We start from the raw sequence: 22,728 nt of genomic DNA on the forward strand, positions 1-22,728 counted from the left end.
GCTGATCACGGGCCCCGGCGGTCACGCCCGCACCCCGATCACGTCGAGGACGACGCGGGCGAGCCGCTCGTCGGCGTCGGCGTGCCCGGACGCCCGGGCCGCGGCGCCCATCGCCGCCAGCCGCTGCGGGTCGGCGAGCAGCGGCAGCAGCTCGGTGAGCACGCGGTCGCCGGTGAGCTCGGCGTCGGGCACCAGGTACCCGCCCCCGGCCGCGACGACCGGGCCGGCGTTGAGCGCCTGCTCGCCGTTGCCGTGCGGCAGCGGGACGTAGACCGCGGGCAGGCCGACGGCCGACACCTCGGCGACCGTCATCGCCCCGGCCCGCCCGAGCACGGCGTCGGCGGCGGCGTAGGCCAGGTGCATGTCGTCGATATAGGGCAGCGGCACGTAGCCGGGGGTGGCCGTCGCGGCGACCCCGTCCTTCCCGTGCGCGTGCAGCACGCCGATCCCGTTGTGGATCAGGCCCGGGAGCGCCGCGGCGAGCGCGGAGTTGAGGGTGCGCGCGCCCTGGGAGCCGCCGAACACGAGCAGCACGGGGCCGTCGGCGGGCAGCCCGAACTTCGCGCGGGCCTCGGCGCGCAGCGCGGCCCGGTCGAGCGTGGTGACGGCGCGGCGCAGCGGGATGCCCAGCACCTGCGCGCCTGCCAGCCCGCTGCCGGGCACCGCGGCGACGACCCGCGCGGCGAACCGCGCCCCCACCTTGTTGGCGAGCCCGGCGCGCGCGTTGGCCTCGTGCACGACGATCGGCACCCGGCCGCGCGCTCCCAGGTAGGCAGGCAGGGCGACGTAGCCCCCGAACCCGACGACGACGTCGGCGTCGACGGCGGCGAGCACCTCGCGCACCCGGCGCACCGCTCCGCGCACCCGCCCGGGCAGCCGGAGCAGGTCGGTGCTGGGCCGGCGCGGCAGGGGCACGGGCGGGACGAGCTCCAGCGGGTAGCCGCGCGCGGGGATCAGCGTGGCGTCCAGGCCGCGGTCGGTGCCCAGCGCGGTGACCCGCGCCGTGGGCACGAGCCGGCACACGGCGTCGGCGAGCGCGAGCGCTGGCTCGATGTGCCCCGCGCTGCCACCCCCGGCCACGACGATCGACGGGCCGCTCATCGCACCTTCCCCGCCGTGCGCGCCGTGGGAGCGCGGTACGGCTCGGGCGCCGGGAGCAGCAGCATCCGCGCGACCCGGCCCTGGCCGTGGCGGCGCAGCACCGCCACCGCCTCGGGTTCGTGGCGCGCGGCGTTGGCGAGCACGCCGAAGACGAACATGGTGACCACGAGCGAGGTGCCTCCCGAGGAGATCAGCGGCAGCTGCAGGCCGGTCACCGGCAGCAGCCCCACGACGTAGGAGATGTTGATGGCGGCCTGCCCGACCAGCCACGTGGTGGAGGTCGCGACGACGATGCGCAGCCACGGGTCGTTGTTGCGTGCGGCGATCCGGAAGCCGGTGTAGGCCAGCGTCGCGAACAGGGCCAGCACGGCGAACGCGCCGACGAAGCCGAGCTCCTCGCCGATGATCGCGAAGATGAAGTCGTTGTGGGCGTTGGGCAGGTAGTTCCACTTGGCGCGGCCCTGGCCGAGCCCGACGCCGAACAGGCCGCCGTCGGCGAGCGAGTACAGCGCCTGCCGGGCCTGGAACCCGGCCCGCTGCGCGTCGGCCCCGCTGCTGTCGAGGAACGAGGTGATGCGCGCGAGCCGGTACGGCTCGGCCAGCCCGAGCACCAGCGCACCGAGCGCGGCGCCACCGAGCAGCGCGACCATCAGCCGCATCGGCGCCCCGGCGAAGAACAGCAGCGCGAGCAGCACCACGCCCAGCGTGATCGTCATGCCGAGGTCGGGTTGGAGCACCAGCAGCACGCACAGCAGCACCGCCACCGGCACGACCGGGGACAGCGCGTACTTCCAACGGTGCATCACCGCGCGCCGCGCCACCAGCACGTGCGCACCCCACAGCGTCAGCGCCACCTTGACCGCCTCCGACGGCTGGATCGTGAACGACCCGCCGATCGCGATCCACGCCTTCGACCCGCTGCGCTCGGTGCCCACGAGCAGCACCGCGACCAGCGACGCGATGCCGACCACCAGCGCCGCCGGGGCCAGTGCGCGCAGCCGGCGCGGGGTGAGCCGCAGCCCGAGCCAGAACATGAAGGCACCGGGCACGCAGAACAGCAGCTGCCGGTAGAACACGTCGTAGGACGATCCGTCGCTGACGAACGACTCCACCGACGACGCCGAGAGCACCATCACCAGCCCGAACAGGGTGAGCAGCCCGAACACGCCGAGCACCAGGTGCAGCGAGGTCAGCGGGCGCGCCAGCCACTGCGCCAGCGCGGTGCCGGCCCGCCCGACCGCCTGCCGCACCGGGCCCGGACGTGCCGTCCTCGTGCTCACACCCGCTCCAGGCGGCCGACCGCGGCCGCGAACGCGTCACCCCGCGCGGCGTAGTCGCGGAACTGGTCCATCGACGCCGCGGCCGGCGCCAGCAGCACGACGTCCCCGGGGCGGGCGAGGGCGGCGGCTCGGGTCACGGCGGCGGTCATGGGCTCATCGTCGCCCGCGATCACCTCGGTCACGGGGACCTCGGGCGCGTGTCGCGCCAGTGCGCCGACGATCTCCGAGCGGTCGGTGCCGATCACCACGGCCGCGCGCAGGCGGCCCGCGTGCCGGGCGACGACGGCGTCGACGGTGGCCCCCTTGAGCAGCCCGCCCGCGATCCACACGATCCGGGATCCGGCCGGGACCGCGGCCAGCGAGGCGTCGGCGGCGTGCGGGTTGGTGGCCTTGGAGTCGTCGACCCAGGTGACACCGCGCACCGTCGCGACCGGATCGGCGCGGTGGCGGCCGGGGCGGAACGCCTCCAGCGCGGACCGGACGGCGCCCGGTGCGACCCCGTCGGCCCGGGCCAGCGCGGCCGCGGCCAGCGCGTCGGTGACCCCGGGCGGGCCCGCCGGGCGCACCGCCTTCGCCTCGACCAGCTCGGCGTCGCCGAAGGCCCGGTCGACCAGCACCCCGTCGACGACGCCCAGCTGACCCGGCCGCGGCTCGCCCAGCGTGACCCCGACGCGGCGCAGGGCCGGGGCCGTGTCGAGCAGCGCGGCCGCGCGGGCGTCGTCGATGCCGGCGACCGCCACCGGGCCGAGCAGGGCGCGCGCCTTCGCCGACGCGTAGGCGTCCATCGAGCCGTGCCAGTCCAGGTGGTCCTCGGCGACGTTGAGCACGCACCCGGCCGCGGGCACGATCGACGGCGACCAGTGCAGCTGGAAGCTCGACAGCTCCACCGCCAGCACCTCGTGCCCGGCCCGGACCGCGTCGACGGCCGGGTACCCGATGTTCCCGCAGGCCACGGCGTCGCGGCCGGCGGCGAGCAGGATCGCGGCGAGCATCTCGGTGGTGGTGGTCTTGCCGTTGGTGCCGGTGACGACGAGCCAGCGGGGCGGCCGACCCCGCGCCGCGCCCAGCCACCACGCGAGCTCGGCCTCCCCCACCACGGGCACCCCGGCGCGGGTCAGCGGATGGTCGGGCCGGCGACCGGGCCCGGTGACGACGAGCGCGGTGCCCGGCGGCAGCGGATCATCCTCGGCCCCGGCGGTGACGCCGTCGGGCAGCCCGGTGAGCCGCTCCGGCACGGCGTCGGTGACGGTGACGAGCGCCCCCAGCTCGACCAGCGCCCGGGCGGCGGCGAGCCCGGACACCCCCGCCCCGGCCACGACGACGGACGCGCCCGCCACCTCACCCACCCTCACCGCTCGCCTCCGGGTGCACCTCGGAGCCACAGTGCTGTGCTGCGGTCCCGGGAACAGCAGTACGGCTCCGACGTGCAGGGTGACGGCACGTCAGAGCCCCGCGCTCGCCGTGAGCCACTCGCTGTAGAACAGGCCCAGGCCCAGGGCCGCGCACATCGCCGCGAGCAGCCAGAACCGGATGATGACCGTGGTCTCCGCCCACCCGGCCAGCTCGAAGTGGTGGTGGAACGGCGCCATCCGGAACAGCCGCCGCCGGGTCGTGCGGAACACCACGATCTGCAGCGCGACCGACAGGATCTCCACCACGAACACCCCGCCGATGACGATGAGCAGCAGCTCGGTCCGCGTGACGATCGACAGCCCGGCGATCAGCCCGCCCAGCGCCAGCGAGCCGGTGTCGCCCATGAAGATCCGTGCCGGTGCGGCGTTCCACCACAGGAACCCGATGCAGCCGCCCATCGCCGCGGCGGCGACGAGCCCGACGTCGAGCGGGTCGCGCACCTGGTAGCAGCCGGCCACGGCGTTGAGCGCGCACGCGTTGCGGAACTGCCAGAACGCGATGATCACGTAGGTGGCCAGCACCATCGCCGCGGTGCCCGCGGCCAGGCCGTCGAGGCCGTCGGTGAGGTTCACCGCGTTCGACCAGGCCGCGATCACCAGGTAGGCGAACACCACGAACCCGATCGCGCCGAAGCTGAGCACCGTGATGTCGCGGACGAACGACAGGTTCGTCGAGGCCGGTGTGAGGCCCTCGGCGTTGGCGAACCGCACCGCGATCACCCCGAAGATCACGGCGGTCACCAGCTGGCCGACCAGCTTGGAGGTCTTGTTCAGGCCGAGGTTGCGCTTGCGGCGCAGCTTGAGGAAGTCGTCGAGGAAGCCGACCGCGCCCAGCGCCGTGGTCAGGAACAGCACCAGCATCGCCGAGAGCGTGATCGGCTCACCGGTGAAGGCGTGCGAGAGCAGGTAGCCCAGCCAGATGGCCAGCAGGATCGCGACACCGCCCATCGTGGGCGTGCCGCGCTTGGCCTGGTGGCTCGACGGGCCCTCGGCACGGATCTCCTGGCCGAAACCCTGCCGCGCGAAGAAGCGGATCAGGTACGGCGTGAGCAGGATCGACACCGCGAGCGCGACGCCGGCGGCGATGAAGACACCCCTCACCGGGCTCCCTCCACGAGCGCGGCGGCGAGGCGTTCCAGCCCTGCCGCCCGCGAGGCCTTGACCAGCACCGCGTCCCCGGGCCGCAGCTCGGCGCGCAGCAGGCCCAGCGCGCCGTCGACGTCGGCGACGTCACGGCCCGCGCCGTACTCGGGGGCGCCGACCGCCACGATCTCGTCGACGCCGAGGTCCACGGCGTCCCGGGCCACCCGCGCGTGCGCGGCGGCGGACCCGTCACCCAGCTCGCCGATCCGGCCCAGCACCGCCCAGGTCCGGCGGCCCTCGCCCAGCGAGGCGAGCGCCGACAGCGCGGCCCGCATCGACTCCGGGTTGGCGTTATAGGCGTCGTTGACGACGGTGACGCCGTCGGGGCGTTCGGTCAGCTCCATCCGCCACCGCGACGCGGGCTCCGCGGCCGACAGCGCGGCGGCCACCCCGGCCGGGGTGCCGCCCAGCTCGAGCGCGACGGCGGCCGCGGCGAGCGCGTTGCCGACGTGGTGCCCGCCGACCAGCCGCAGCGCCACCTCCGCCGTTCCGGCGGGGGCGACCAGGGTGAACCGGGCGCGCCCGCCGTCGAGCCGGACGTGCTCGGCGCGCACGTGCGCGTTGGGGTGCGCGCCGGTGAGCACGACGCGCGCGTCGGTGCGGATGCCCATCGCGGCGACGGCCGGGTCGTCGGCGTTGAGGACGGCGATCCCGTCGTGGTCCAGCGCCTCCACCAGCTCGCCCTTGGCGGCCGCGATGGCCGCGGTCGACCCGAACTCGCCCAGGTGTGCCGAGCCCACGTTGAGCACCACCCCGATCCGGGGCGGCACGGCCGCGGCGAGCGCGGCGATGTGCCCGGGGCCGCGGGCGGAGAACTCCAGCACGAGATGACGGGTGGCCTCGCCCGCGCGCAGCGCGGTCCAGGGCAGGCCCAGCTCGTTGTTGAACGACCCCGGCGGGGCGACGGTCTCACCGAGGGGGGTGAGCACGGCGGCGAGCAGGTCCTTCGTCGAGGTCTTGCCCGAGCTGCCGGTGACGCCGACCACGGCACAGTCCGGCAGCGCCGCCACCGCGTGCCCGGCCAGGCGGCCCAGCGCGGCGAGCACCGCGGCGCCGTGGCCGTCGGGGTCCGTGGAGCTCAGGTAGGTGCCGGTGGCCCGCTCGGACACCGGTGGTGCGATCACCGACGGCGCGTCGACCGCGCGCCCGGCCAGCACCCCGCCCGCTCCCGCGGCGACCGCCGCGGCCGCGAAGTCGTGCCCGTCCACCCGCTCCCCCGGCAGCGCCAGGAACAGCCCGCCCGGACCGATCGCCCGGGTGTCGAACTCCACGGCGGTGACGCGCTCGTCACCCCGGGCGCGGTGCAGCCTCCCCCCGGTCACGGCGGCGACCTCCGCGAGCGTCATCGGCTTCACCGCGGCCCCCCGCCGGGAGCCGGTCGCGGACGCCGGTGGTCGCGGGCCGCCGCGCACGCAGGCGGGCCGGTGGTGAGCGCAGCGGGCGGCTGGGCCGCCGCGGCGCGTGGCGGCCGGGACGCGGGGGGCACTAGCGCACGCCCGCGGCGGACAGCGCGGCCGCGAGCTCGGCGGCGTCGTCGAAGGGGTGCTTGACCCCGTGGACCTCCTGGCCGACCTCGTGGCCCTTGCCCGCCACGACCACGGCGTCACCGGGCCCCGCCGCGGCGACCGCGGCGGCGATCGCGGCGCGCCGGTCACCGATCTCCTGGATCTCGCCGCGCCCGGGTTCGGCCACCGCACCGGCCAGCATCGCGGCACGGATGTCGGCGGGGTCCTCGGTGCGCGGGTTGTCGTCGGTGACCACGAGCAGCGCCGACCGCGCGGCCGCCGCGGCCCCCATGAGGGGCCGCTTGCCGCGGTCGCGGTCGCCGCCGCAGCCCAGCACCGTGATGATGCGGCCCTGGACCTCGCCGTGCAGCGCGTCGAGCAGCGCGGCCACGGCGGCGGGCTTGTGCGCGTAGTCGACGACGGCCAGGAACGGCTGACCCACGTCCACGCGCTGCATCCGCCCCGGCACCGCCACCGCGGCCAGGCCCGCGACGGCCACCTCGAGCGGCACGCCCGCGGCGTCCAGGCAGGCCAGGGCCACCAGGGCGTTGGCGACGTTGAACGCGCCCGGCAGCAGCAGTCGCGCCGGGACCACGCGCCCGTCGGGGGTCAGCACGGTGAAGGTCTGCGAGCCGTCCTGGCCGGTCTCGGTGTCGACGGCCCGCCAGTCGGCCGGGGCGCCCGTGCCGGCGACGGTGACCACGTCCGGGGTGCGTGCCGCGAGCCGCTGCCCCCACGCGTCGTCGACGCAGACCACGCTGCGCCGCGCCCAGTGGTCGAACAGCATCGCCTTGGTCTCGAAGTAGTCGTCCATGTCGCGGTGGAAGTCGAGGTGGTCCTGCGACAGGTTGGTGAACGCGCCCACCGCGAACCGGGTGCCCGCGGCGCGCCCCAGCGCCAGCGCGTGGCTGGACACCTCCATCGCCACGTCGGTGACGCCGGCCTCGACCATCATCGCGAACAGGGCCTGCAGGTCCGGCGCCTCCGGGGTGGTGAACGCGCTGGGCAGCCGCTGCCCGCCGATCCGGGTGCCGACCGTGCCGATCAGCCCGGTGGCCCGCCCGGCCGCCGCGAGCCCCGCATCGACGAGGTGCGCCACGGTGGTCTTGCCGCTGGTGCCGGTGATGCCGAGCACCGAGAGGCGGGCCGTCGGGTCGCCGTACACCAGGGCGGACGCGGAGCCGAGCACGTCGCGCGGGGTGGGGTGCACGAGCACCGGCACACCGTGGGGCAGCGCGCGGGAGGCACCCGCCGGGTCGGTGAGCACCGCGACGGCGCCTGCGCCCGCCGCGGCGGTGGCGAAGTCGGCCCCGTGCACGCGGGATCCGGGCAGGGCGGCGAACAGGTCTCCGGGCCGTACGTCGGAGGCGCGCAGCGTGACGCCGGTGACGGACGTGCCCGGCGGGGGCGCGAGGACCCCGATGCGGGCGGCCACGGCGCCCAGGTCCACCGGATGCGGCCGACGGGGACGCAGCGGCTCCGGGGACACCTCCGGCGCGGCGGACGAGCGGGCATGCGGCACGCCCGGGAGGCTACCGGCGGTCCGGATCGCCCCCTCCCGCGCACCACCGCTCGTCACCGATCCCACGGCCCACCCGCCGCACCGGGCCGACCGGTCGCCGGACCCCGCCCGGCCGTGGCGGGCGGGGTACCTGTCGCCGCACCCCGGGCACCGATGATCGACGCCTCGGAACGGTCGGGCGGGCCCGGACCCGCCGCCGGTTCCGCAACGGCGATCACACCCGCCGGCGCCCGGTCGCAGCGCCGGGACGACCGGCCGTCGACGTCCCGGCAGGCACCCCACGGGTGGTGGCGCGGGGTGCACGACGGCGCCGGACCGCCGCCGCACGTCCGACCCCCGCGCGCGTCCCGCCGCCCGCCGCGAGGGCACTCGCGCGCACGGGTCGTGCCGACGCGCGCGAGGGAGCCTGCTACCCCAGTGCGCTCCGAGTCGACGCCAGCACGTCGTGCCGACGCGCGCGAGGGCCCCGCGCGCCGGGGACGACCCCCGCACGCCCGCACGAGCGTCCGCGGCGCGTCCGCCGTCCGCTCAGGGGGCGACGAGGGTCTGCACCGGGGCCGGCTCGGCGCTCACCGGCAACCGCTCGCGCTGGGCGAGGTAGCTGGCGATGTCGTGGAACAGCGGCGCCGCCCCCGCCCCACCGGACGGCGCGTCGAGCATGATCGCGATGACGTAGCGGGGGTCGTCGGCCGGGATCATGCCCGCGAAGGTGATCCAGTACGTCGACGACGCGTAGCAGCCGCACTCCGGGTCGACCTGCTGCGCGGTGCCGGTCTTGCCCGCCACCCGGTAGCCGGGCACGGCGGCCGCCGCACCGGTGCCGCGCTGGCCGCGCTCGTCCTGCGTGACGGCGGTGAGCATCGTCCGCAGCTGCTGCGCGGTCTCCGGGGACACCACCCGGACCGGCTCGGGTGTCGGGGTGGGCGTGCGCACGCCGTCCGGGCCGACCGTCCCGGACACGATCCGCGGCGGGATCCGCACGCCGTCGTTGGCGACGGCCTGGTACATCCCGGCCATCTGCAGCACCGTCATCGACAGGCCCTGCCCGATCGGCAGGTTGCCGAACGTCGAGCCCGACCACGCCTCGCGCGCCGGAACCGATCCGGCGCTCTCCCCGGGCAGCCCGACGTCGGTCCTGGTCCCGATCCCGAACAGGGCCAGCATCTCGGCGAACCGCTCCTCGCCGACCTCCTGCGCCGTCATGATCGTGCCCACGTTCGACGACTTCGCCAGCACCCCGGTCAGCGTGTAGTTCTCGACGCCGTGGGACCAGGCGTCCTTGATGGTGCGGTCCGCCACGTCGATGGTGCCGGGCACCGACAGCACGTCCTGGGGCGTGGCGAGCCCGTACTCCAGCGCCGCGGCCATCGTCACGATCTTGTTGACCGAGCCCGGCTCGAACGGGCTGGTGACGGCCGGGTTGCCGCCGCCGGTGCCGGTCGACCGGTCGGAGTTGCCGCCGTTGGCCAGGGCCAGCACCTCACCGGTACGCGAGTCGAGCACCACCGCCGAGGACGTCTCCCCCGCACCGGTGCGCGCCACCTCGTCGGCCAGCGCACGCTGCACGGTGTACTGCAGGTCGGAGTCCAGCGTCAGCTGCAGGTCCGAGCCGGGCACGACCGGGCGCTCGAACTGGGTGCTGCCCGGGATCTCCGCGGAGCTCTCCTCGGCCTGGTCCACCACGCGCAGCCCCTCGGAGCCGGCGAGCAGGTTGTCCTGCGAGCTCTCCAGCCCCTCGCGGCCGATGATCCGTTCCTCGCCCGGGTCCCACCGCGAGAACCCGACGATGCTCGACGCGAGCGGCCCGCCCGGGTACTCCCGCTCCTCGCGGTACTCCTCGTCGATGTGGCGGAACCGCTCCCGCAGCGCGCGGGCCACGTTCGGGTCGACGTTCTCGGCCAGCACCACGTAGGCCCGGTCGCTGCTGAGTCGCTCGACCAGCTCGGCGCGGTCCTCACCGGTGGCCGCCGCGACCGCGGTGGCCATCTGCTGGACCAGCGCCGGGGCGTCGTCGCCCTCCTCCCGGACGATCGTGCGCGGGTTCGCCACCAGCGCGCGGGCCTCGACGCTGAACGCGAGCGGCGTACCGGCCCGGTCCAGGATCGCGCCGCGCTCGGCCGGGATGTGCAGCTCGACGGTGCGCTGGCGCTCCGCGAGGGCGTTCAGCTCGCCCGCCTGCACGGTCTGCACCGTCGCCAGGCGGACCGTGGCCAGCGCGAGCGCGACGACGAGCAGGATCCGGCCCAGCCGCAGGCGCGCGAGATGGTCCCGGGACCGGGCGGTTGCGGCCGGCGGCCGGCGACCGGCGGCACGGGCCACGGGCGGCTTCCGCGCCGCCCCGCTGGGCCGGGACCGGGGCGGGGCCGTCGGCATCAGTTCCCGGCCGGGGTCGCACCGTCGGCGGCCGGTTCCGCGGCCGCCGCGGCGGCGGCCGGGTCGGCCGCGGCCTGCTCGGCCGGGTCGACGGGTTCCTCGGCCGCCGGGTCGACCGGCGCCGCATCCCCGGCGGGCGGCTCGGCCGGGGCCGCCGGGTCCTCCCCCGCGGGCGGCTCGACGGGGGCCGCCGGGTCCTCCCCTGCGGCCCCGGCCGGGGCCGCCGCGTCGGCGGGCGACTCGCCTGCGGGTGCCTGCCCGGCGGCCGGGGGTGGGACGGGCACGGGCGGGGGTGGGGGCGGGGCGGGGGCGCGCGCGACCGACGGGTCGCCGACCACCGTCACCGTGCCGTCCGGCGCGACCACGATCCGCGCCGTGTCCTGCACCGGCACCATGCCCATCTGCTCGGCCCGACGCACCAGCTCCGGCGCGGAGCCGGCCACCGCGACCTCGCGACGCAGCGCCTCGACCTGCTCGCTGAGCTCCGCGGCCGCGAGCCGGGCGTCCTGGAGCCGGTAGGAGTCGGCCGCCGCCGCCGTGGACAGCCACAGCGTGAGGACCAGGCCCGAGCCCAGCAGCACCATCACGAGCATGACGAACTGCGCGCGGCGCGCCGGGGCGCCCGACCGCGCCGGGCGCACGCCGCCGACCAGCCTGCGCAGCCGCTCGTCGCGGCGGGCGTAGGCCTTCTGCGCGGCTCCCGCGTCCCGGGTCCGCGGGGCACCGCGCTGGGCGGGGACGACCGGAGGCGGGGCCGTACGACCCGGCCGCGACGCGGTCCGCACCGAACCGCGCGGCCGTTCGGTCACCGGCGCGCTCATCGCTCGTCCACCGTCCTCGCAGCGCGCACCCACCGCACCCGTGAACCCCTCGTCAGCTCGCTCATGCCCACCCTCCACTCGTGCCCGCGCGGCCGGCTCACGCCGCCCCCCTGATGCGTTCCGCCGCCCGCAGGCGCACCGACGCCGCCCGCGGGTTCTCGGCGACCTCGTCGTCCCCCGCGACCTCCGCACCGCGGGTCAGCAGCCGGAACCCGGGCTCGTGGCCGGGCAGCTCGACGGGCAGGTCGAGCGGGGTGCGGGAGCTCGCCCGTCCGGCCAGCTCCCGCTTGACCATCCGGTCCTCCAGCGAGTGGTAGGCGAGCACGACCAGCCTGCCGCCGACCGCGAGCGAGTCCAGCGCGGCGGGCAGCGCGGCCGCCAGCGCGGCCAGCTCGCCGTTGACCTCGATGCGCAGCGCCTGGAAGGTCCGCTTCGCCGGGTGCCCCCCGGTGCGCCGCGATCCCGCGGGCACCGCCGCGTAGAGCAGCTCGACCAGCTCCGCGCTGCGCCGCAGCGGGGCCTCGTCCCGCCGTCGCGCCACGGCCTGGGCGATCCGCATCGCGAACCGCTCCTCGCCGTACTCGCGCAGCACCCGCGCGAGCTGCCGCACCGGGTAGGTGTTGAGGACGTCGGCCGCGGTGGGCCCGGTGGTCGGGTCCATCCGCATGTCGAGCTCGGCGTCACGCGAGTAGGAGAAGCCGCGCTCGTCCGCGTCGAGCTGCAGCGACGACACGCCGAGGTCGAACAGCACCCCGTCCACGGGCCCCAGCCCGAGGTCGTCGACGACGTCGGCGATGCGGTCGTACACCGCGTGCACCAGGTGCGTGCGGTCGGCGTGGGCGACCAGCCGGCGCCCGGCGAGCGCCAGCGCGTCGGGATCGCGGTCCAGCCCGACGAGGGTGAGGCGCGGGTGCCGGGCCAGCAGCGCCGCCGCGTGGCCGCCGAGGCCCAGCGTGGCGTCGACCAGCACCGGACCCCGGCCCGCCCGCTCCGGCCCCGCGAGCGCGGGAGCCAGGAGGTCGGCGACGCGGGACAGGAGCACCGGGACGTGCCTGGCCCCAGCCGGCCCGCCGTGGTCGCCCCCGTCCGGATCGATCCTGCCGCGCATCGCTCACCTCCCGCACTGCCGTCGCCGCCGGCCGCGCCGGTGTGTCAGCGGGCCCGTCCCGTGCTCCCCAGCCGCGGGTTCGGACCCGAGCCCGAGCGACGGGCCACCGGGCCGCCGATCGGGAACCTCTCGCGGTGTCCCCACCCGGGCGCCGCGCCCGCCTTCTCCTCGTCCACGGACCTGGCACCGGGGAAGGTGCGCCAGGGCCGTCGGTGAGGGGAAGGGGACGCGGCGCCCGGGAGGGGGCACCGACACTGCTCGACTAGAGCCCGACCTCCTGCTTGGCCGTGGCGTAGTCGTCCTCGTGTTGTTGCTGGTAGCTGGCCCAGGCCTGCGCGTCCCAGATCTCGGCGCGCGTGAACGCGCCGATCACCACGCAGTCCTTGGTCAGCCCCGCGTAGCGCCGCAGCTCCGCGTTGATGGCGATGCGGCCCTGGCCGTCGGGGTTCTGGTCGTCGGTGCCGGAGAACAGGTTGCGCTGGAAGGCACGGGCCGCCTCGCTCGTGAGCGGCGCCGAGGAGACCTTGTGAGCCATCTCGGCGAAGGCCTCCCTGGTGAACACGTAGAGGCAGTGATCCTGCCCTTTCGTGATCATCAGACCGCCCCGCAGCTCGTCCCGGAACTTCGCGGGCAGCGTGAGCCGCCCTTTGTCGTCCAACTTCGGGGTGTAGGTGCCGAGGAACACGGCTCCCACCTCCCCGGGCCGGGCCGGGGCGACCCAGCGCGCCCCAGCGATCACCACACTACCCCACTTCGCACCACCGTCAACCGGTGACGAGGCCTTGCTCGGCCCTGGTCGACGGCGAATCGCCAGCTCAGCTACATGCTGGTCAGGTGGGGGATTCTGGGGCGCCACCCGGCGGCGGGACGGCCCGCACCGCACGATCAGGTCGATCCGGTGAGCACCGGTCGACGGACAGTGAGCAGCACACCTCCTGGGTGCGGCTGCGGACCCGACGTGTGGGCGGGTGGGGAGCGCCGGGCCGCCCCGGTGGGGCAGGGTGGGGCGAGGACGCGCCTCACCCGTCCGGGTCCATCGCCCGGGCACGTTTGACAGGATGGGTCATCGAGCACCGTGGTTTCGACGCGCGAGGAGGTCGGGTGACGACGACGAGCAGCCGGTCCGGCACGGTCGGGCAGCCGGGGGCCGACGGCCTGCCCGGCGTCGGGCTGGCCGAGGTCGCCGAGGTCGCCGGGCGGATCGCCGGCAACGTCTCGCGGGTGCTGGTCGGCAAGCCCGAGGTCGTGCGCGTCGCGCTGATCACGCTGCTGGCCGAGGGCCACCTGCTCATCGAGGACGTGCCGGGCGTCGGGAAGACCTCGCTGGCCAAGGCGCTGGCGCGCTCGATCGACTGCTCGGTCAGCCGCGTGCAGTTCACCCCCGACCTGCTGCCCGGCGACATCACCGGCATGTCGATCTTCAACCGGCAGACCAGCGAGTTCGAGTTCCGGCCCGGCCCCCTGTTCGCGAACGTCGTGATCGCCGACGAGATCAACCGCGCCTCCCCGAAGACGCAGTCGGCGTTGCTGGAGTGCATGGCCGAGCACCAGGTCACCGTCGACGGCGCCACCTACGGCCTGGCGAGCCCGTTCATGGTGGTCGCGACCCAGAACCCGATCGAGATGGACGGCACGTACCCGCTGCCCGAGGCCCAGCGCGACCGGTTCACCGCGCGGGTCAGCGTCGGCTACCCGGATGCGGCCGCCGAGCTGGCGATGGTCGACGACCACGCCACCACCGAGCCCCTGGACACGCTGGCCCCGGTCACCGACGCGCGTCACATCCACGCCGTGACCGAGGCCGTGCGCCGGGTGCGGATCGGGCCGGAGGTGCGCCAGTACTGCGTCGAGCTGGTCGGCATCACCAGGAGACTCCCCGAGCTGCGCCTCGGTGCCTCGCCGCGGGCCACCCTGCAGCTCGTCCGCGCGGCCAAGGCGCAGGCGGCGCTGGCCGGGCGCGGGTTCGTCGTCCCGGACGACGTGCAGGCCGTCGCCGTACCGGTGCTCGCCCACCGCCTCCTGCTCACCCCCGACGCGCAGGCGTCGCGCCGCTCCACCACCGACCTCGTCCGCAGCCTGCTGGGCCGCCATCCGGTGCCCTCGCCCGCGCGCCCGGCCGGCTGAGACCGTGGCCTCCCGGCTGGGGCGCTGATGGGCGGGCGCTTCTCGGGCCTGACGACGCGCGGGCGCTGCCTGCTCGCGGCCGGTGCCGCCACGGCGGTGTCGGCACTCGTGCTCGACGAGCGCGACCTGATCCGCGTCGGCGCGTTCGTCGCCCTGCTCCCCCTGCTCGCGCTGCTGCTCGCGGCGCGGATCCGCCGCTCGGTCCGCGCCGAGCGCCGGCTCGGGCCCGAACGGGTGCCGGCCGACGCGGAGGTGACCGTCCGGCTGCGGATCGGCGGTGGCCCGCTGGTCGGCGCCCTGCGCCTGGCCGACAACGCACCCGACGCGGCCGGCCCGCTGCCCGGTGCCCCGCCGCGCTTCACGGTGCTGCGCCTGCCCCGTTCCGGCGCCACGCTGCACTACCCGCTGCGACCCGTCCAGCGCGGCGTGCACCGCATCGGACCGCTCGCCGGGCGCGCCACCGACCCGCTCGGGCTCGCCGAGTTCGAGCGCGAGCTGGCCCCGGCGGCGACGCTGACGGTGCTGCCCCGGGTCGTCGCGCTGCGCGGTGTGCCGCAGGCGCTCGGCGCCGGCGAGGGCACCCCCGGCGCCGCGCTCGCGCACCAGGGCCAGGGATCCTCCGACGTGCTGGTACGCCAGTACCGCCAGGGCGACGAGCTGCGCCGCGTGCACTGGCGCAGCACCGCGCGCCACGACGAGCTGATGGTGCGGCTGGAGGAGCGGCCGTGGCGCACCGGCACGACCGTGCTGCTCGACCGCCGCGCCGACGCCCACCGCGGCCGGGGCCCCGACGCCGGTATCGAGTTCGCGATCAGCCTGGTCGCCAGCATCGGCGCGCACCTGGCGGGCCGCGGGGACCCGATCTCGGTCGTCGCGGAGGACGGTACGCCGATCGCGGAGGTCGTCGGCGACCTCGATCCGCTCATGGACGCGCTCGCCGCGCTGCGCCCGGCCGCCCGCTCCGAGCTCACCGGCCCCCCGCTGACCGGGGACGTGCTCGCGGTGCTCGGCACGTTGGGCCCCGGCCAGGTGGAGGCGTTGACGGCGCGCCTGCCGGGGGGTGCCCACGCGGTGCTCCTCGACGCGGCCACGTGGGCGCCGCGCCAGGCCCGGTCGAGCTCGGACGTCGCGGCCTCCGGGCTGCGCCGCGCCGGCTGGCGGGTCACCGTCGCCCGCGCGGGCACCCCGCCCGACCGGGTGTGGGACGACCTCGTCGCCACGGCCGGAGTCGCATCGTGACGCTCACCGCACCCGCGCCGCGGGCGGCGGCCCCCGACCCGCCGCCGCGCCGCCGCCCGGGACCGTGGCGGGCCTCCGTCGCCTCCGGGGTGGCGGTGCTGCTCGCGTCCGGGCCGGTGTCCGCGGTCGTGCAGGGCACGGGGTGGCTCGGCTTCGCGGGCGCCGCGGTCGCGGCCGTCGTCGGCGTCGGGATCGTCGCGGGCCTGCTGGTCCCCGCGGACCGCGCCCCCGGCCGCACCGTGGCCGCGGTCGCCGCCGCGCAGGTCGCGGCGGTGCTCGGGCTGCTGACGGCCCTGTTCACCGACGACGGTGCGTTCGGCGTGCTGCCCGGACCGGCGGCGCTGGCGGACATGGGCGGGTTGCTCGCCGGGGCCGGCGCCCAGATCAACGTCGGCATCGCCCCGATCGAGGCCACCCCGGAGATCCTGTTCCTGGTCACGGCATCGCTCGGGCTGCTCGCGGTGGCGGTGCACCTGGCGGTCGTCGGCGCCGCCGCGCCCGCCGCGGCCGGGATCCCGCTGCTCGCCGCGTTCGCCGTGCCCGCCGCACTCGCCGACGAGCTGCTGCCGTGGTGGGTGCTGGCCGCCGCGGCCGCCGGTTTCGGGCTGCTGCTGCTCGCCACCGACGGCCGGTCGCGGCAGTTCCCGGGCGGGCTCGTCCTCGTCGCGGCCGCGGTGGCGGTGGCCCTGCTGGTCGGCACGCTCACCGCGTTCGTCGGCACGTCGGGCCGCTTCGCGGGAGGTGGCGACGGCGAGGGCGCCGGATCGATCGGTCTGAGCCCGTTCACCTCGCTGCGCGGGCAGCTCAACCGGTCGACGCCCAGCCCGCTGTTCGAGGTGCGGGGGCTGACCGAGCCCGCCTACCTGCGCGCGCTGACGCTGGCGGACTACCAGGCCGGGGTGGGCTGGCAGGCCACCCGCCCCGGCCCCGGCGTCCCGGCGGAGGGGCCGTTCGCGCAACCCCCGGTGCCCGGGACCCCGGCGCAGGTCACCGTCGACAACGTGGGGTTCCGCGACTACTGGCTACCCGTCTACGGTGCACCGCTGGCCCTGGAAGGGCTGACCCCGGGCCTGTTCGTCTACGACGAGGACAGCGGGATCGGCTACACCGCGCGTCCCGCAGCGGAGGACGGGTGGACGCAGTCCGCGTTCCTCCCCGCCCCCAGCACCGACCTGCTGCGCGCCGCGCAGGGCGAGGCACCGGCCGCGATCTACTCCAACATCCTCGGGGTCGACCCCCGGATCGCCGGGATCGCGGCGGAGGTCACCGCCGGCGCCGCCACCGACTTCGACCGGGCGCTGGCGCTGCAGGAGTACTTCACCGGGCCGGGCAGCGAGTTCGGCTACGACCTCGCCACCGCGCCCCCGGAGGGCGACGACGCGCTGGTGGAGTTCCTCACCATCGGCCAGGTGGGCTACTGCGAGCAGTTCGCGTCGGCGATGGCGGTCATGCTGCGCACGGTCGGGGTGCCGGCGCGGGTCGCCGTCGGGTTCACCGCGGGCACGCCCGTCTCCGACTACCGCGCGATCAGCACCGCCGACGCCCACGCGTGGGTGGAGGCCTGGTTCCCGGGGGTGGGCTGGACGACGTTCGACCCCACCCCGCTCACGGACGGGCGGGCGATCGTCCCGCCCTACGTCGAGCAGGCCCGCGCCGAGGCCGCCGCGGGTGCGGCGCCCGCGGTGCCGGCGACGCCGCTGCCCGCCGCCCCCACCCCGGCCCCGGACCCCGCCGGCACACCGGCCGCGCAGGAACCCGGGTCGGCGCCCGACGCGGCCGCGGCGCCCGACCCGGGCCCGCCGCTCTGGCCGGTCGCGGTGGTGCCGGTCGGGGCCCTGCTCGCGCTCCTGCCGGCGGGGCTGCGCCACCTCCGGCGCCGGGAACGGCTCGCGGCGGCCGCCGCGGGCGGCCCCGGGGCCGCGGTGGCGGCATGGGACGAGCTGCGGGCCGAGTCGGCCGACCGGGGCGTGGCGGTCCCGGCGAGCGACACGGTGCGCTCCGCGGCCCGGCGGCTGGTGCGGGAACACCGGCTCGACGCGGCCGCCCAGGACGCGCTGCGCGCCACGGTCACCGCGGTGGAGGCGAGCTGGTTCGGCGACCGCCACCCCGACCGGCACGCGCTGACCGGGCCGCTGGCCGAGGTGCGGGCCGGGATGGCGGGGGGCAGCCCGCTGGATCTGCGGGCCCGGCTGCTGCCCCGGTCGGTCCTGGCCGGCTTCCGGCGTTCCGCACGCGGGGACCGGGTCCCGGACGACGGCGCCGCGGTGTCCCGGAGCTGATCCGGGACACCGCGGCGGTCGAAGCGGGCGGCGGCTACTCCTGTTCGAACCGGCGGCGGAAGCGCTCCTCCATCCGGCCGGTGAACCGGTTCTTGTCCGGTTCGGCCTCCGCCGCTCCCTCGTCGGGCGGAGCGGGGCCGCCGACGGAGGTGACGGCGAGCACCGCGCCCCCGAGCATGACGAGGAACCCGCCACCGCTGATGATCAGGAACAGGTTCGCCTGGTTCAGGCTCGTCAGCACGATTCCGGCGATGAGGAGCACGACACCGAGAACGAACAGGGCGACGCCCTGCATGCGCCGACGGCGCGTGGGTTTGCGCATCCGACCACCGCGTACGGTCGATGCGAACTTCGGGTCCTCGGCGTAGAGAGCGCGCTCGATCTGTTCGAGCAGTCGCTGCTCGTGCTCGGAGAGGGGCATTTCATCGCCTCCGGCACTACGTGTGCTTGTCGGTCATCTTCCATGGTGCCGGAACGACGCGACGAACGCCCGGGCTGGGCCTCCTAGGGCAGAGGATACGAGCCTCGGGGCCCGGCGACTACCCGAACTCGTCGAGCGGGTGGTTGTGATTCGCGGACGGCACGGATCGGTGACCCCAACGGGGACGATCCGGGCACGCACCGCAGCGACCCGACCACTCGACGCAACACTGCGTGACCCCACCCCACGGCGCGCCGGCGAAACCCCCACCGGACGTGTGCACCGTCACGTCCCGGACGGACGCCGGGCCAGCGCGTGCAGCCGCACCGCCACCTCCAGCAGCGCCGGCGTGGCCGCGGCCAGCGACTCCAGCTCCGCGAGCGACCGCACCGCGGCCGGTCCGCCGTCGCACACCGCGCCCGGCACCCAGCCCTCGAGCACGCCGTCGCCCTGCAGCGTCTCGGTCACCAGGCCGACCCGGCGCACCAGCTCGCGCAGGCCCGCGGCGTCGAGGCGCCTGCGCAGCGGGTCGTCGGGTCCGCCGCGGCCCTGCGGGTCGGTCAGCACGGCACGGGCCTCGCCCAGCCTGCCGGCCAGCACCCGGCCGAGCACCGCGGCGTTCCGCCCGGCCACCAGCAGCGACACCGCTCCGCCCGGCGCGGTGGCCGCGGCCAGCGCGGCCAGCGCGCGCTCGGCGTCGTCGACGACCTCCAGCAGCCCGTGTCCCAGCACGACGTCGGCGCCACCGGGGGCGACGACGTCGGCGAGCGCGTCGACGTCGCCCTGCACCGGCGTGACCCGCTCGTGCACCCCGGCCTCGCGCGCCCGACGGTGCAGGGCGGCGAGCGCGTCGGGGCTGGAGTCGACGACGGTGACGGCGCAGTCCAGCCGGGCGAGCGCGACCGCCCAGGCGCCGCTGCCGCCACCGACGTCGAGCACCCGGGGTATGGCGACCCCGCGGGCACGGGCCGCGGCGACCTCGGCGGCGAGAGCGCGGTGCACCGCGGGGGCCGGATCGGCCGCCGGCGCCGTGCTCGGGGACGGGGAACTCACGCCCGCAGCGTAGTGGGAGGTAGGTTGACCGCCGTGCAGGTCGTGGCCTCGTTGAGTCTCAAGGGTGGCGTGGGTAAGACCACGGTGGCGCTCGGGCTCGCCGGCGCCGCGCAGCAGCACGGGGTGCGCACCCTGCTCGTCGATCTCGATCCCCAGGCCAACGCCACGATCTCGCTCGACGTCGGGCCCACCACGGCCACCGTGGCCGAGGTGCTCGACGAGCCGCGCCGCCCGGTCCTGCGCCGGGCGATCACCCGCAGCGGCTGGGGCGAGCATCTCGACGTGCTGGTCGGCGCCGAGCAGACCGAGCGCCACAACCACCCCGACCCCGGGTCCAAGCAGCTGGGCCGGCTCACCCGGGCACTGAGCCGGCTGACCCCCGACACCGGCGACGGCACCGACCTCGATCCCGGCGACCCGGCCGACGACGAGGACGAGCACGGCGACGGCGGGCACGGCGACCTGGGGCCCTACCGGCTGGTCGTGATCGACTGCCCGCCGTCGCTGGGTCAGCTCACGCGCAGCGCGCTCGCCGCGGCGCACCGGGCGGTGCTGGTGACCGACCCGACGATGTTCGCTGTGTCCGGGGTGCAGCGCGCGTTCGACGCCGTGCAGACCGAGCGCCAGCGCGGCAACCCCGACCTGCAACCGCTCGGCGTGCTGATCAACCGGGTCCGCCCGCGCAACGCCGAGCACGAGTTCCGGGTGGCCGAGCTGCGCGAGCTGTTCGGGCCGCTGGTGTTCAGCGGGGTGCTGCCGGACCGCTCGGCGATCCAGCAGGCCCAGGGCGCGTGCGTACCGATCCAGCGCTGGGACACACCCGGCGCCCGCGAGGTGTCGGCCGTGTTCAGCACCCTGCTGGGTCGGGTGCTGCGCAGCGAGCGCCGTGACCGCGCGATGACGCCACCGCCGCGCACGCGCTGAACCGGCGCCCGCCGCAGCGCCGCCGCGCATCACCGCGGTGGCATCACCGCCGTGGCATCACCGCAGCGGGATCGCCGCGGTGACGATGCCGACGAACTGCTCGGCCTGCCGCAGCAGGTCGTCGGCGTCCCGGCGACCCACCAGCCGGGAGATGCCGGCCTCGGCCGCGGCGCGGGTGTCGGAGCAGGATGCGAAGAACGCCGCCCACTCCCCCAGCTCCGGGGCCACGTCGGCGAGCAGCCGCCACACGTTGCGGGTGGAGCGCCGCCGGGGCGGCTGGGGCCGGGCCCGCACCGCGAGCACGGCCGCTCCGGCCCGCAGCGCCGCGAGGTACGCGGCCGGGTAGCGCAGCAGGGGGTCGTCGTCACGGTGGGCCTCGGCGATGCCCTCGGCCGCCTGGCGCAGCAGCGCGAGCGCGGCCCTCGACGTCGGTGGTGCCGCGGACCTGCCCGCGCCCGACCGTGGCGCCGGTAGCGCCGCCACGTCGAAGACCGGGGCCGCGTCGAACGTGATCGTCATCGGAGCTCCACCCTCCTCATTCCGCCACCCGGACCAGATCCCACACCCCGGGACCCGCCCGCATCCGCAGCACGAACTCGCGACCCGGTGCCTCCGGCTCCTCCGCGGACCGCGCCTCCACCCGCCAGCAGCGCATCCGGTCGCCCCCGACCGGCATCGGCGACGGGAACGGCCACGGCGACTCCTCGATCCAGCGGTCCCGCACGTCGACGACCAGGTAGCGCGGCCCGCCCCGCACCGGCCTGCGCTGGAACTCGACGGGTTCCCCGTCCTGCCAGCGCACATGGATCGGCGTCGGCTGCCGCGACCTGAACACGCGACCGAAGGCGCTCACGGTCCGGCCCCGCTGCGTCCGGCACCGCTGCGCCCGGCCGGGGACGTGTCCACCAGCTCGCTCATGGCTCCCCTTTCCCGTCCCACCGTCTGGGGTCGGTGGGAGGATGGCTCCGGTGGAGGGGCGCTTCCCCCGCCCGTCCACCGGATCCACCCAAGATCGAACGTATGTTCGATCTCGTCCAGTGAAGCGCGCCGGGAGCCCCGCGTCAAGTCATGTCGAGACGCGGACGGCCGGACGTGGTGAGATGACCCAGTGACCACCGCGCCCGCCCGGCACCTCGTCGAGCTCGGGCCGCTCGACCTCGCCGACCGGCTCGGTGCCGCACTCGAGGTCTACGTGGCCGCGATGGGGTACCCGCCGGGCACCGCCCGCCATCGCAGGCCCCTGTGGCTCGACCACGTGCAGCGGCCGGGCTGGCGCGCCGTCGGCTGGATCGACGCGGCCGACCGGCTGCTCGGCGTCGCCTACGGATACCGCGGCGCTCCCGGGCAGTGGTGGTTCGAGGAGGTCCGGCGGGGCCTGCGGTCCCAGCCTGCGGACCAGTACTGGCTCGAGGACTACTTCGAGCTCACCGAGCTGCACGTGCGGCCCGACGTGCAGGGCGGCGGGCTCGGCGAGGGGCTGCTGCGGGCACTGCTGGCCGGGGCGACCACGCGGCGCGTCCTGCTGTCCACCCCCGAGTACGGCACCCAGGCGCCGGGGAGGGCGTGGCAGCTCTACCGCCGCACCGGCTTCCACGACGTGCTGCGCCAGCACCGGTTCACCGGCGACACCCGCCCCTTCGCGGTGCTGGGCCGCACGCTGCCCCTGGACCCGCCCGGACGCACCTCGGAGCCATGACGCTGTCGACGGCCGCCCATGGCAGCACTGTGGCTCCGAAGTGCGGATCGTGGGCTGGCACGATGGTCCGGTGACCCTCCGGCGCGCACCCGTGTTGTTGCTGCTGATCGCCCTGATCGCGCTGTTGGCCCTCTCCGGCTGTGCCAGGGTGCGGGCCGCGCTGGCCGTGCAGCCCGACGACACCGTGGACGGCGAGATCATCCTCGCCACCCCGGAGCAGGGCCCCGACGATCCGGGGCCCGTGGTCACGCTGCCCCCGTCGCTCGCCGACGACGTCGAGCTGTCGCCGTACCGTCAGGAGGGCTACGCCGGCTCGGTGGCCCGGTTCACCGGCCTGACGTTTCCGCAGGTCAGCGAGCTGATCGGCGCGGCAGGCGCGCCCGGCGAGAGCGTCGACCTGCAGCTGCGGCGAGCCGGCAACCGCGTGGTGCTGGCGGGCTCGGTGGACCTCACCACCGTCGACACCGACCTCGCCGACTTCCAGCTCAAGGTCAGCTTCCCGGGCCAGGTGCTCGACACCAACGGCGACGCCGACTCGGGCACCGTCAGCTGGTCGTTCGACGCGGGCCGGGTGGGCGACATCGAGGCGGTGGTCGCGATCGACGACCCGAACGCCCCGTCCCCGGTGAACTGGACCCTCGGCCTGGCGGCGGTCGTCGCGGGGGGGGGGGGCGGGGGGGTTGTGTTTGGCCCCCCCCCCACCAACCCCCCCCCCAGACCCCCCACC

General features: G+C 76.4%; 20 protein-coding genes. 6 read left to right on the top strand and 14 right to left on the bottom strand.

The window, feature by feature from the left end:
• Positions 1-21: 21 nt before the first annotated feature.
• The 10 genes from Q1K26_RS12165 to mraZ all read right to left on the bottom strand — a co-directional run bounded on the left by Q1K26_RS12165 (position 22) and on the right by mraZ (position 12,950).
• Positions 22-1,101, bottom strand: coding sequence for a UDP-N-acetylglucosamine--N-acetylmuramyl-(pentapeptide) pyrophosphoryl-undecaprenol N-acetylglucosamine transferase (locus Q1K26_RS12165; protein WP_300010752.1), 1,080 nt, complete (start codon positions 1,099-1,101; stop codon positions 22-24).
• Positions 1,098-2,381 (bottom strand): putative lipid II flippase FtsW, encoded by a 1,284-nt coding sequence (gene ftsW, locus Q1K26_RS12170; protein WP_300010755.1) that lies wholly within the window; start codon positions 2,379-2,381, stop codon positions 1,098-1,100. Before ftsW ends, Q1K26_RS12165 begins: the two co-directional genes overlap by 4 nt.
• A complete protein-coding gene (murD, locus tag Q1K26_RS12175; RefSeq protein ID WP_300010796.1) occupies positions 2,378-3,727 on the bottom strand; it encodes a UDP-N-acetylmuramoyl-L-alanine--D-glutamate ligase in 1,350 nt (449 codons plus the stop codon). Before murD ends, ftsW begins: the two co-directional genes overlap by 4 nt.
• Before the next feature lie 96 nt (positions 3,728-3,823).
• Positions 3,824-4,894 (bottom strand): phospho-N-acetylmuramoyl-pentapeptide-transferase, encoded by a 1,071-nt coding sequence (gene mraY / locus Q1K26_RS12180; RefSeq protein ID WP_300010757.1) that lies wholly within the window; start codon positions 4,892-4,894, stop codon positions 3,824-3,826.
• On the bottom strand, positions 4,891-6,291 hold the full coding sequence (murF, locus tag Q1K26_RS12185) for a UDP-N-acetylmuramoyl-tripeptide--D-alanyl-D-alanine ligase (protein WP_300010759.1): 1,401 nt from the start codon (positions 6,289-6,291) through the stop codon (positions 4,891-4,893). Before murF ends, mraY begins: the two co-directional genes overlap by 4 nt.
• 130 nt (positions 6,292-6,421) lie before the next feature.
• Positions 6,422-7,891 (bottom strand): UDP-N-acetylmuramoyl-L-alanyl-D-glutamate--2,6-diaminopimelate ligase, encoded by a 1,470-nt coding sequence (locus Q1K26_RS12190; protein ID WP_300010799.1) that lies wholly within the window; start codon positions 7,889-7,891, stop codon positions 6,422-6,424.
• 600 nt (positions 7,892-8,491) lie between these two features.
• Positions 8,492-10,282, bottom strand: coding sequence for a penicillin-binding protein 2 (locus Q1K26_RS12195; RefSeq protein ID WP_363320472.1), 1,791 nt, complete (start codon positions 10,280-10,282; stop codon positions 8,492-8,494).
• Positions 10,283-10,335: 53 nt separating this feature from the next.
• Entirely contained in the window at positions 10,336-11,157 is an 822-nt protein-coding gene (locus Q1K26_RS12200; RefSeq protein WP_300010765.1) for a hypothetical protein, read from the bottom strand.
• Between the two features lie 97 nt (positions 11,158-11,254).
• Positions 11,255-12,265 carry a 16S rRNA (cytosine(1402)-N(4))-methyltransferase RsmH gene (rsmH, locus tag Q1K26_RS12205; protein WP_300010768.1) on the bottom strand — a complete coding sequence of 337 codons (1,011 nt, stop codon included), beginning with the start codon at positions 12,263-12,265 and terminating at the stop codon, positions 11,255-11,257.
• Between the two features lie 262 nt (positions 12,266-12,527).
• A complete protein-coding gene (gene mraZ, locus Q1K26_RS12210; protein WP_300010802.1) occupies positions 12,528-12,950 on the bottom strand; it encodes a division/cell wall cluster transcriptional repressor MraZ in 423 nt (140 codons plus the stop codon).
• A gap of 470 nt (positions 12,951-13,420) precedes the next feature.
• Between mraZ and Q1K26_RS12215 the strand changes: the two genes are divergently transcribed.
• From Q1K26_RS12215 to Q1K26_RS12225, 3 genes are read left to right on the top strand one after another with little or no spacing between them, the layout of a single operon-like run.
• Entirely contained in the window at positions 13,421-14,389 is a 969-nt protein-coding gene (locus Q1K26_RS12215; protein WP_300010805.1) for a MoxR family ATPase, read from the top strand.
• A 27-nt stretch (positions 14,390-14,416) separates the two neighbouring features.
• Positions 14,417-15,628: a DUF58 domain-containing protein gene (locus Q1K26_RS12220; RefSeq protein ID WP_300010771.1), complete on the top strand. Its 1,212-nt coding sequence runs from the start codon at positions 14,417-14,419 to the stop codon at positions 15,626-15,628.
• Positions 15,625-17,907 (top strand): transglutaminase domain-containing protein, encoded by a 2,283-nt coding sequence (locus Q1K26_RS12225; RefSeq protein ID WP_300010774.1) that lies wholly within the window; start codon positions 15,625-15,627, stop codon positions 17,905-17,907. Before Q1K26_RS12220 ends, Q1K26_RS12225 begins: the two co-directional genes overlap by 4 nt.
• 34 nt (positions 17,908-17,941) lie before the next feature.
• Here the strand turns inward: Q1K26_RS12225 and Q1K26_RS12230 are convergent, their stop codons facing one another.
• Both Q1K26_RS12230 and Q1K26_RS12235 read right to left on the bottom strand, forming a co-directional pair.
• Positions 17,942-18,328: a DUF3040 domain-containing protein gene (locus tag Q1K26_RS12230; protein ID WP_300010777.1), complete on the bottom strand. Its 387-nt coding sequence runs from the start codon at positions 18,326-18,328 to the stop codon at positions 17,942-17,944.
• Positions 18,329-18,613: 285 nt separating this feature from the next.
• The gene (locus Q1K26_RS12235) at positions 18,614-19,381 is read right to left on the bottom strand and encodes a class I SAM-dependent methyltransferase (RefSeq protein WP_300010780.1); all 768 of its coding nucleotides are present in this window, start codon (positions 19,379-19,381) and stop codon (positions 18,614-18,616) included.
• Between the two features lie 33 nt (positions 19,382-19,414).
• On the opposite strand from Q1K26_RS12235, the gene Q1K26_RS12240 reads away from it, so the two are divergent.
• Positions 19,415-20,305 (top strand): ParA family protein, encoded by an 891-nt coding sequence (locus Q1K26_RS12240; protein ID WP_300010808.1) that lies wholly within the window; start codon positions 19,415-19,417, stop codon positions 20,303-20,305.
• 57 nt (positions 20,306-20,362) lie between these two features.
• On the opposite strand, the gene Q1K26_RS12245 is transcribed toward Q1K26_RS12240, so the two are convergent.
• Both Q1K26_RS12245 and Q1K26_RS12250 read right to left on the bottom strand, forming a co-directional pair.
• A complete protein-coding gene (locus Q1K26_RS12245; RefSeq protein WP_300010782.1) occupies positions 20,363-20,824 on the bottom strand; it encodes an SAV_6107 family HEPN domain-containing protein in 462 nt (153 codons plus the stop codon).
• A gap of 16 nt (positions 20,825-20,840) precedes the next feature.
• Positions 20,841-21,140, bottom strand: coding sequence for a hypothetical protein (locus tag Q1K26_RS12250; RefSeq protein ID WP_300010785.1), 300 nt, complete (start codon positions 21,138-21,140; stop codon positions 20,841-20,843).
• Positions 21,141-21,413: 273 nt separating this feature from the next.
• On the opposite strand from Q1K26_RS12250, the gene Q1K26_RS12255 reads away from it, so the two are divergent.
• Positions 21,414-22,001 (top strand): GNAT family N-acetyltransferase, encoded by a 588-nt coding sequence (locus Q1K26_RS12255; RefSeq protein ID WP_300010787.1) that lies wholly within the window; start codon positions 21,414-21,416, stop codon positions 21,999-22,001.
• Positions 22,002-22,071: 70 nt separating this feature from the next.
• A partial coding sequence (locus Q1K26_RS12260; protein ID WP_300010790.1) for a DUF3153 domain-containing protein occupies positions 22,072-22,728 on the top strand: 657 nt, incomplete at its 3' end.

Source organism: Pseudonocardia sp., assembly GCF_029263155.1.
Lineage (GTDB): Bacteria > Actinomycetota > Actinomycetes > Mycobacteriales > Pseudonocardiaceae > Pseudonocardia.

Bases quoted from the DNA above. Each gene is read 5' to 3' on its own strand.
- Q1K26_RS12165 (WP_300010752.1), bottom strand. From the start codon at position 1,101: ATGAGCGGCCCGTCGATCGTCGTGGCCGGGGGTGGCAGCGCGGGGCAC.
- Q1K26_RS12200 (WP_300010765.1), bottom strand. From the start codon at position 11,157: ATGAGCGCGCCGGTGACCGAACGGCCGCGCGGTTCGGTGCGGACCGCG.
- rsmH (WP_300010768.1), bottom strand. From the start codon at position 12,265: ATGCGCGGCAGGATCGATCCGGACGGGGGCGACCACGGCGGGCCGGCT.
- Q1K26_RS12220 (WP_300010771.1), top strand. From the start codon at position 14,417: ATGGGCGGGCGCTTCTCGGGCCTGACGACGCGCGGGCGCTGCCTGCTC.
- Q1K26_RS12230 (WP_300010777.1), bottom strand. From the start codon at position 18,328: ATGCCCCTCTCCGAGCACGAGCAGCGACTGCTCGAACAGATCGAGCGC.
- Q1K26_RS12245 (WP_300010782.1), bottom strand. From the start codon at position 20,824: ATGACGATCACGTTCGACGCGGCCCCGGTCTTCGACGTGGCGGCGCTA.